Annotated in this window: 11 protein-coding genes; 6 read left to right on the top strand and 5 right to left on the bottom strand. The window is 40.8% G+C overall.

Annotated features, from left to right (window positions below; translation table 11 throughout):
* Positions 1-161: 161 nt before the first annotated feature.
* Both DWB64_RS01995 and DWB64_RS01990 read right to left on the bottom strand, forming a co-directional pair.
* Positions 162-347: a hypothetical protein gene (locus tag DWB64_RS01995; protein ID WP_129486400.1), complete on the bottom strand. Its 186-nt coding sequence runs from the start codon at positions 345-347 to the stop codon at positions 162-164.
* Positions 340-561, bottom strand: coding sequence for an ATP-binding protein (locus DWB64_RS01990; protein ID WP_207713424.1), 222 nt, complete (start codon positions 559-561; stop codon positions 340-342). The genes DWB64_RS01995 and DWB64_RS01990 overlap by 8 nt, the downstream gene beginning before the upstream one ends.
* 292 nt (positions 562-853) lie before the next feature.
* Here DWB64_RS01990 and DWB64_RS01985 point away from each other — a divergent pair, with 292 nt between their 5' ends.
* The 4 genes from DWB64_RS01985 to DWB64_RS01970 all read left to right on the top strand — a co-directional run bounded on the left by DWB64_RS01985 (position 854) and on the right by DWB64_RS01970 (position 4,281).
* Positions 854-2,551, top strand: a complete 1,698-nt coding sequence (locus DWB64_RS01985) for an S-layer homology domain-containing protein (protein ID WP_164980181.1) — start codon at positions 854-856, stop codon at positions 2,549-2,551.
* A gap of 157 nt (positions 2,552-2,708) precedes the next feature.
* On the top strand, positions 2,709-3,194 hold the full coding sequence (locus DWB64_RS01980) for a DUF2971 domain-containing protein (protein WP_129486500.1): 486 nt from the start codon (positions 2,709-2,711) through the stop codon (positions 3,192-3,194).
* A gap of 218 nt (positions 3,195-3,412) precedes the next feature.
* Positions 3,413-3,667 (top strand): hypothetical protein, encoded by a 255-nt coding sequence (locus DWB64_RS01975; RefSeq protein ID WP_129486499.1) that lies wholly within the window; start codon positions 3,413-3,415, stop codon positions 3,665-3,667.
* Positions 3,668-3,756: 89 nt separating this feature from the next.
* Positions 3,757-4,281, top strand: a complete 525-nt coding sequence (locus DWB64_RS01970) for a hypothetical protein (RefSeq protein ID WP_129486498.1) — start codon at positions 3,757-3,759, stop codon at positions 4,279-4,281.
* Positions 4,282-4,546: 265 nt separating this feature from the next.
* On the opposite strand, the gene hydG is transcribed toward DWB64_RS01970, so the two are convergent.
* From hydG to DWB64_RS01955, 3 genes are read right to left on the bottom strand one after another with little or no spacing between them, the layout of a single operon-like run.
* On the bottom strand, positions 4,547-5,923 hold the full coding sequence (hydG, locus tag DWB64_RS01965; protein WP_129486497.1) for a [FeFe] hydrogenase H-cluster radical SAM maturase HydG: 1,377 nt from the start codon (positions 5,921-5,923) through the stop codon (positions 4,547-4,549).
* Between the two features lies 1 nt (position 5,924).
* A complete protein-coding gene (gene hydE, locus DWB64_RS01960; protein WP_129486496.1) occupies positions 5,925-6,968 on the bottom strand; it encodes a [FeFe] hydrogenase H-cluster radical SAM maturase HydE in 1,044 nt (347 codons plus the stop codon).
* Entirely contained in the window at positions 6,965-7,222 is a 258-nt protein-coding gene (locus tag DWB64_RS01955) for a TM1266 family iron-only hydrogenase system putative regulator (RefSeq protein ID WP_129486495.1), read from the bottom strand. The genes hydE and DWB64_RS01955 overlap by 4 nt, the downstream gene beginning before the upstream one ends.
* A 333-nt stretch (positions 7,223-7,555) precedes the next feature.
* Here DWB64_RS01955 and DWB64_RS01950 point away from each other — a divergent pair, with 333 nt between their 5' ends.
* Both DWB64_RS01950 and DWB64_RS01945 read left to right on the top strand, forming a co-directional pair.
* Positions 7,556-8,383: a GNAT family N-acetyltransferase gene (locus tag DWB64_RS01950; protein WP_129486494.1), complete on the top strand. Its 828-nt coding sequence runs from the start codon at positions 7,556-7,558 to the stop codon at positions 8,381-8,383.
* Between the two features lie 12 nt (positions 8,384-8,395).
* Positions 8,396-9,289 carry an RluA family pseudouridine synthase gene (locus DWB64_RS01945; protein WP_129486493.1) on the top strand — a complete coding sequence of 298 codons (894 nt, stop codon included), beginning with the start codon at positions 8,396-8,398 and terminating at the stop codon, positions 9,287-9,289.
* The last annotated feature ends 29 nt before the right edge of the window (positions 9,290-9,318 follow it).

The raw sequence follows: 9,318 nt of genomic DNA, 5'->3' as shown, positions 1-9,318 counted from the left end.
TGTGAATGTCAATGAAAAAGTTTACCACTCGCTCATGAATTTCTTTACCACTAGTGATCATCAATTCGTTTACCATTAATCTGATAACGCTCACGAATTTGTTTACCACTGACTGTATAAAATTAGGGAAAAGTCATTACTGAGATTTCCCTAATAATAAACTAAAAGTTCTGTTCTTCTGGAGACTCGAAAGCCGGATAATCAATCTTATGGTATTCGAGTATTGCCTGAAGAAGATCTGCATAAGACTGCAAACGTTCATTGTCACCTTTGACTTCTGAGTAGGCCGCTTTCAGCTGCTCAAGGCAAGTTTCCAACTCGATATCCGGTGCTTGTGGTTTATACATGATTGTTCACCTCCTCGATTTGAGGTGCCGAATGCTCTCTTCTATAAGAGGTTCCATTCATGTTTAATACATGTGACCTAAAGGTCAACCTGTCAATCAATGCTGCTACCATTGTTTCATTCTCAAACAGCTCAGTCCAATCTGAGAATTTCAGATTCGTTGATATTATGACACTTTTCTTCTCAGCTCTATCGGCAATGACTTTAAAGAGCAGTTCCGATAATACATTTTTATGTATTATTGAAGTAAATAGACGTAAAAGTGTATAATGATTGTACTGTAGAACATTAGTAGTTTAGGCCTGCAAAAGATTGATGTAGGAGTTGGACCCGTGTGGTGAGTTTTTAAACAGCCTTAACTGTATCCTAGCAAAAGAAAATATGCATTTAAAGGGCTAACTAGTAAGATGTACTTTTGGACAACTAAAGTGAATTTTACAAGGTTTGATGAACTTATTATGTTATACTATTCAAGTAGATTCATGAAAGAGGATGAGGGGGAGTAGTATGAAACGTCAACAAATAGTACTTGTTTTACTAGTAGTATTAATGGTAACTCTTTTGCCATTTGCCGATGGAAGTGAAAAAACCTATGGTTATCACTTAAAGGAACTCGGCATTATAAATGGTGATGCCAATGGGGACTTAAGAGAAGAAGACCCAATAACCAGAGAAGAATTTATGAAAATTCTGATGAAAATTGCAATCTATGAATCTATACCAGAGCTACCTGAAACACCAACTTTTTCTGATGTAGCAAAAGATCGTTGGTCTTATAAGTACATAGAAGCAGTAAATCATTTGGGACTTACAAGTGGTACAGGTGGTGGTAAGTTTAGTCCAACAGCTAAGTTAACTTATCAGCAAGTTTGTAAGTTTTTAGTGAACAATGTTGGCTATGAAGTAGACTATGCTAATGCAAGTAGCATTGCAAAGTATAAACATAAAATTTATTCACTAGAAGGCGAAACGGCTCCAGTACTTAAAAGAAAACATGTTTTTGAAATGGTTTCAAGGTCCATTTTTAGTATTGCTCCAGGAAGAGGATATGTTGGCGGCGTATTAAATATTGATCAGTACTCTAAATTTAATGCCCTTGATCAATTAGTTAATCATATGATTGAATCAGATTTAAAGGCAATGGGTAAAACAGTTGAAACCAAAGGTGAATTGTTAAAATATGATTTGCAGGAACATGACTACTTTCAACCCATTTACATTCAGACATACGAGCAATTACTTAAGAATCAAATTACTTACGAAGAGATTTCTCATGAAGCCTTATTTGATTTAGTGTCTTATTCAGAAAAAAATGCTGGATCAGACAGTTCAAGTTTTCAGTTCTACGGCTTCGTTGAAAACAATGATCCTGACATACTTTCAGAAGATGTAGCTTTTGACTTATGGATCAATAGGTACTATAAAAATCCAGCAGCATATATTTCAGATGAATATGGTTTACATTTAAGTATGGTAACCATGCGAGATATCTACAAAGGGTCAAGCTTTGAACATATTGATTTAAAGGGTAATAAAAGTACACTAAGACCAATTCTTATTAATTTAGTGGCCTACAATTGGTATAACACCATTGGAGACCATAGACCAATGCAAATTCTTGGCTTTATTGATGAAAATAATTTACCAACTAGGTGGCATTTGTTAACAGGTGATACCATTACTACAGAAGAAGGTGTAGGATTTAATGCTAAAGGAACCTCAAGAAATCAATTACCACAAAAGATTGATGAGAATGGTTTTGATGTTAGAGATGGTAACTTTACTTACGAAGAATCAGAAACTAGATTTGGATTTTCGGATGTCCTTAAAAACAAGTATGGCAGCCTTGTAAAAACATTCAAAAAGAACAGTAAGTACCATGAAGTCTTTGACTTTGTTCAAGCAGATGTGGACTATGCTCAAAACTTTAGTTTTGAATTTAGAATTTATGTGAATGCTGATGATGAACAATATGAAATAGAATTTGGAAGACTCATGTTAACCAAAGAAGGAAAAGAAGCTCTTCTTGAAGCAGTTAATGATTTACCAATCATGACCAAAGAAAAAGAAATACTCATTCAATTTATTAATGAAGAAGTAAAGTTTTCTGCCCTGCTTGATAATGGCTATACCCATGGAAACATGGTTGGAATACCAAGTGAACTTAAGTACTTTAACTTTATTACAAAAAGAATAGATTGGTAAAAGAATATTAGGCAAGAAATAATAAAAGAGAAAGCGTTATAACGGTAAAATCTACAGGCAAGATTAGTAGATTTTGCCGTTTTTTAATGTAACTGTAGTACATACTTTTACTTATAATAATACTCTTTATGCTTATTATAAAACTGGATTCTTCAAGATGCGGATGTGGGCACAGTATGGTGATCTTCATAGAGGTTTGTGCTTGGCTTTCTCAAGAGATGATCTTGTGGATGATATTAAGAAGACTTATAACAATTTTAAGCTATACCGTGGCGATATAAGATATAAGGATTCATCTACAGATGTCAGAAAAGCTTATCACATTAACATTAATAGTGATGCATTGATAAATTTTAGAGATTTTTTCATAACAGAACATTTGATTAGATATAGAGAAGATTTGTTTTTTACTAAGAATACAGATTGGAAAGATGAGTTTGAGTATCGTCTTCTATTATTAACTGATAATAAGAAGTCGGATTACTTCATAGATATTCATAATTCACTTAAAGCTGTATTTTGTGGATTGGATTTTCCAGACGTTTATATGAGCTCATTAAGAAACTTACTTGAATATTCGAATGTTGAGATTTATAGATTAGTCTTGAGTAATGGTGTACCTTCTGTTATTAAGTTAAAGTAATTTGCGGGAGCATAATAATTTATATCGACGAACACTTCATAAGCACAAGGGATGTATGGAGTCAAAGGACAAAATCTAAAGTGGAGTTCGGGACACATCTTTGGTTCTGCGACCAAATTGTTTCGAACGATAAGTTACATCTAAAAACGAAAGAAAAAAGTAACAAGATCGCTTGATGCATTCCCGCTAAGTGAAATATCAAATGAAAGGTTAAGCTAATGATAAAATTTTATGATGCAAATGGAAAATTGATGACCGTACCCAATGATGTATATAGAGCGAAAGTACTTCCGAACAATATCAAGCAGGCTTGGAATGACAGCAATAAGCTATATCAGCTAATTCTCATGTCATTAAATGATGAGTTCTATTCAGAGATGATCGCTCCTGCAAAAAGGTTATTGAAAATTGATTCGTTCAAGGAGCGGTCTCATACAATAATGGGCATCGTTAACTTAAAAATGAAGAGCTAAGAAAGGCAGAAAAAATTCTCTTGAAGTTTTGTAAGAAAAATGGAGAAACCGGGACGATTCTAACAAATTTAGCAAAAGTATATTACGAAATGGGTGAGAACGATAGAGGATTTAGCACTCTCGAGAGAGGGCTAAATCAAGATCCAAATCAGGAGAATGGATTTACCTGGTACTTATCCATTATTAAAGAAAAATTTGGTGAAAGTACGGTTAACGATAGGATCGAAGAATTCGCAAAACTTGAAAATGCTTGGCGTCCTCAATTAATGTATGGTGCATATCATATTAGAAGTGGGAATAAGCAAGAAGGTTTAGAAATTTTTACTCGAATAATCGATAAAGGAATTATAAATGAAGAGTCACTTCAGATAATTACAGGAGTCCTTGGGGAAGCTTCAATGTTTGAAGAAGCCTTGGAACTTACAGAAAGCATATATAGGATAAACAATCATGGTGTTCCTGCTGGATATAACTTGTTGAGAATATACGAGAGTACGCAGAGGTATCAGAGTGCAATTCATTTGATTGATGAGATGCTACAATCGGGAAGAGTTGACATCTATCAGCCTCTCAGAGAATACAGAGAAAAGCTTGAGAGGCTCCTTAAGAAATAAAATTGAGAATTCGCTTATATTGCATAGGCGCTAGGGTCGAAAGAGTAATGGACAGAATATTGAAGGGTGAACTAGATTCTCACATTTGTAAAAGGGAGCGGGTTTGCTCAAGGGTTCGATACGGAATCGTTGATGGCTATAGCCTCTTTATGTGTGTCTCTTTGAACACATCGTTAGAGAGAGGGCGAACACAAGGCGTCGCCCCTACATCTGATTGAAGTTATAAAAAAGATAAAGACGAAGTCGGTTGACTTCGTCTTTTGGTTTATAGGAATAAATCTCTTTCGCCTGCGGCTATCTTTTCGAGGTTTGTGAGTAGTAGTTCTTTTACGTCTGCTCTTGGGATCGCGTTGGCTTTTTCGTAGATCATGGGTAGTGTCTTTTCTCTTAATGCGTCGTCGCCGTAGTCGTGGATGTACTCCATGAGGGTCATCAGGGCGTTGGGTTCGCATACAAATCCGATGCTGCCTGATTTTGCGAGCTGCATGAATCTGTCGCCTGTTCTTCCAGAACGGTAGCACGCCGTACAGTAGCTTGGGATGTAGCCGTCTTCGATGAGTCCTGAAACAACTTCCATCGGGCTTCTGTCATCGGCTGTGTGGAACTGTTCGTGGTTGATTCCTTCTTCACGCTCTTTGTATCCGCCCACACCTGTGCACGAGCCTGCGCTAACCTGCGAGATGCCGTAGCCTAGAAGCTCTTTTCTGAATTCGGCCGATTCTCTTGTGGAAAGGATCATGCCTACAAATGGAACGGCAAGTCTGATGATCGCCACAAGTTTTCTGAACTCATCGTCTGAAACCAGGTGCGGGTAGTCGTCAAAGCTAAGTCCGTCTGCGGCTTTTAGTCTTGGAACAGAGATGGTATGGAAGCCTACGCCGTGTTGCTTTTCTAGTTCTTCGTTGTGCAGCATGAGTGCGAGCACTTCGAACTGGTAATCGTAAAGTCCGAACAGGACACCTGCGCCCACATCGTCGATACCCGCCTGCATGGCTCTGTCGAACGCGTAAAGCTGACGTTCGTAGTCGCCCTTTAGGCTTTTAGGATGCTTGATCTCGTAGGTCGGTCTGTGGTAGGTTTCTTGGAAGAGGATATAGGTTCCTATCTCTGCCGCTTTTAACTTCTTGTATTCTTCAACGCTGGTAGCTGCGATGTTTACGTTGATTCTTCTGATGTCGCCGTTTGATTCGTAAGTGTCGTAGATCGTCTTGATGCTTTCCACCACGTAGTCGATGTCCGCGTTGACTGGATCTTCGCCGACTTCAAGGGCTAGGCGCTTGTGGCCCATCTTTTCAAGCAAGATGACTTCTTTTCTGATTTCTTCCTGTGTGAGCTTTCTGCGGGCGAACTTGTTGTCGCGCTGGTAACCGCAGTAGGTGCAGTTGTTCACGCAGTAGTCGCTGATATATAGCGGTGCGAACATGACGACCCTGTCGCCGTAGATGCTCTTTTTGACTTTACCTGCGATGTTGTACATACGTGTGAGGCGTTCGCTGTCAGTCAGCGTCAAAAGTTTTGCTACATCTTCGTGAGATAGTCCCTTGAAGGCTTCAGCTCTTGTAAGGATCTCATCTATTTCTGATAAAGGGGCGTTCTTCGTTTGATTCAACAGGTTGCTGATATACTCATGATTGATAAACATATTAATTCCTCCAGTCGGCTTGGTCGCCGCGTCCCATGTCCACTACAAATCCTGCGCCTTTGATTCTACCTTCGATGCATCCTCTGCAGTGGGCAGCTTCGTCGCCTGTGCAGATCTTGTCTTCGTAGAGTTCATATTTTTCACGTACGTTTGTAGGTGAAAGGTTGGGCATTACAACATTGGCGCCTACTTTCAAGGCTTTCTCGCGGCCCTGTTTGTCGAGGGTTCCAAGAGCCGTCGTCGATGGCAGAAGTACCGATGGGAGCAGCATTCTTACGAATGCCAGCATGACAAGCACCTGATCTACCGTACCGCCCTCATGGTGTCCGATTGGAGTTTTCTTATGGGGTATGAAAGGTCCTATTCCGACCATTTCAGGTTCTAATTCCTTGATGAAAAGAAGGTCCTCAACAAGGTCCTCCGGCGTCTGTCCTGGAAGACCCACCATGAAGCCTGCGCCTGTCTGGAAGCCGATCTCCTTTAACTGTTTGAGGCAGTTGCGTCTGTTTTCGAAGCTCATGCCCGGGTGAAGCGCTTCGTAAAGGTGCTTGCTTGCCGTCTCATGTCTTAACAGGTAACGGTCGACACCCGCTGCTTTTAGCGTTTTAAAACTCTCTTCGCTTCTTTCACCTAGCGAGAGGGTGATTGCATGGTCCGGGTGGTTCTCTTTGATGCTTTTTATCAGATCGACGAGGATGTCGTCTGTGTAATAGGCGTCTTCTCCGCCCTGTATCACAAAAGTCCTGTAGCCAAGACGTGACCCTTCTTCGCAACAAGCGAGGATGGTCTCCTTGTCAAGGCGGTATCTGTCGACTTCTTTGTTGTCTCTTCTGATGCCGCAGTAGGCGCAGTTTTGCTTACAGATATTGCTGATTTCGAGTAGTCCTCTCATATAAACGGTGTCTCCATAGACACGTTTTTTTGTTTGGAGCGATTTTTCAAATAGATAAGGCTTTGTTGTTTCATCAAGTCCTTTTAGCAGAGTCATCAGCTCCTCTTTTGTTAAGGAATTGGTCTCATACAGCTTGTCGATGAGGTTCTTCATTGGTCGATCTCCTTTTTTGTGATAGATGTTTTGACAGTGATGCCGGGGATACTGCCCAATTTTCCTGTGAGTGTGTTGATATCATCCAAAGAGCCCATCACCGTGATTGCGATCACAGAGATGTCGTACTCGTCGAAGGGGAGTCCCATTCGACCCTGTATGATGGGTTTGAATTCGCTTAATACATCATTGAACCTGCTTTGACTGGCTTCGGGGTGGTCAAGTACCGCTCCGATTACTGCGATTTTTTTCATGTACGCCTCCTAAATAAAAAAACTCCCTTGAACTTAGGGAGTTTGCGCACAAAAAAAGAGTGTCCTGTGACCAAGCTCCCTCGTGGAAAAGTCAAACGACTCGTCGCAAAAGGTATTGGATGTGGTACCAAGGCAGAAAGTGTTGACTCGCTACGATGGTTTATTTGTTAATAGATTATCAAAGAAGCGGCATCTTGTCAACATAATATTAATTGTAGACAGTGGGCTGTTCTGTAAGAAAAGGGGCCTGGCGGAGTTCATAGTTTCTTCACACCCAAGCCTGTCAAAATGTGATAAAATAAGTAGTGATAATGAAAAACATGGGAGGCGCATGTGTTTGAAATAGTGAATGAAACGTGGGTAAGCGCAGCGAAGGCTTATTGTTTTGAAAACCCGCTTGAAACATTGGAAATAACGTATTACTTAATGCATCACTATGGCATTGACGAACCAGGCGCTAAACGTGGTGGCAGATTGTATGCTTCGATAGAGGACGATGAAATCGAAGCACTTGTGCTCTTCAGTCAAAAGGGGATCATGTTTATCAGTTACCGGTCTGAGGCGATGTTTTCGAAGGTGGACTTTTTAAAAACCATCCATAGGGAACAGCCGATTGTCATCAGAGGTGCCCAGAACCAAGTCGACAAGGTGTTCTACTTCTTGCAAAGAGCCTTGAAATCCTTTAAGTTTCAGGAGACTTTCCTGATGGAATACGCAGGGTCAGATAGCCTTGAGCGGGACGAACACATTGTAAAAGCATCGAGTGTCGACTGGCTCAAACAACCGCACTTTCTACTTGAAGTCGAACAGCACTTTAGGGACCAACCCCTAACGATCAATAATTTACGTCTTAAAATTGCGAAGAACATTGATTTTGATTTTTATGATGTCTATTTGCATGAAAATAGAGTTTGTGGCCAGGTGATTTGTGAGTTCAGCACGTGGGCATACGGAGTGATCGGAGGATTGTATGTAAGGCTTGCCTTTAGGGGGCAGGGAATCGGACGATCCTTGATGAGCGCCTCGATCCAACAGATCAGGGCGCAGGACAAGACTCCAATATTGTATGTGGCACAATCCAACCACAATGCGATAGCCTTATATGAGAAAATGGGATTCAAAAAGACGATTGCCATGATGGACATGGTAATACAATTATAGTCGAGGTGAGTTATGCAAACATTTACAATTGATGCGCAGTCCGGCGATCAGCGTTTAGACCGCTATATCGGAAAATTGCTGCCAAAAGCATCAAAGGGTGAAGTCCAGAAGTGGATCAGAACTAAAAAAATAAAAGTCAACAGCACGCGCGGCGAAGCAAGTCAAAGGCTTGAAATAGGCGATGTGATCAACGTGTTCCTACCAGACCCTGTCATAAAGGATTACTCAGAAGACGTGAGGGTCGTAAACCCTGGCAAGATCGGACTGGATATTCTATTTGAAGATGATGAGCTTCTTGTGGTGGATAAACCGTGGGGTCTTCTTACGCATCCGGACAAGAGTGAATACAAGAACACGCTTGCGACAAAAGTGCAGTATTACCTTAGAGCCTTGAGCACGCCTACATTCAAGCCGTCTAGCATCAACAGGCTGGACAAGAACACAAGCGGTCTGGTGCTGTTTTGCAAGACCTATGAATCGTTAAAGCACTATAACGAACTGATGCGCGAAAGAAAAATTGAGAAAAGGTATATGGCCGTTGTCGAAGGGCAGCTCGTGGACCGAAGGGTGATCAAAGGGTATCTTGTGAAGAACGAAGCGAAAAATCAAGTGTCGCTTATCAGCAGACCGGTCCCAGGTGCCAAGGAAGTCCTGACTATCGTGGAACCGCTCGAGTACAAGGCGGGGTACACGAAAGTGCTTATCGACCTAAAAACAGGAAGGTCGCATCAGATCAGGGCGAGTCTTGCGTCGATCGGGCATCCGATAGTCGGAGACAGCAAGTACGGCGGCAAGAAACTCAAGGGCGTCACGACACAACTGCTGCATGCCCACTATTTAAAAGTGGAAGATAAAATTTTTGAGAAACCTAATCAATATTTAGAAGATTTTTGGGCATCTATATAACAAACGACTCTTTATAGCTTTTTTATGAT

Origin of the sequence: Fusibacter sp. A1 (assembly GCF_004125825.1) — a bacterium.
GTDB lineage: Bacteria > Bacillota > Clostridia > Peptostreptococcales > Acidaminobacteraceae > QQWI01.
The sequence above is the reverse complement of the archived record's forward strand: the minus strand, read 5'-3'. Positions and strand labels throughout refer to the sequence as shown.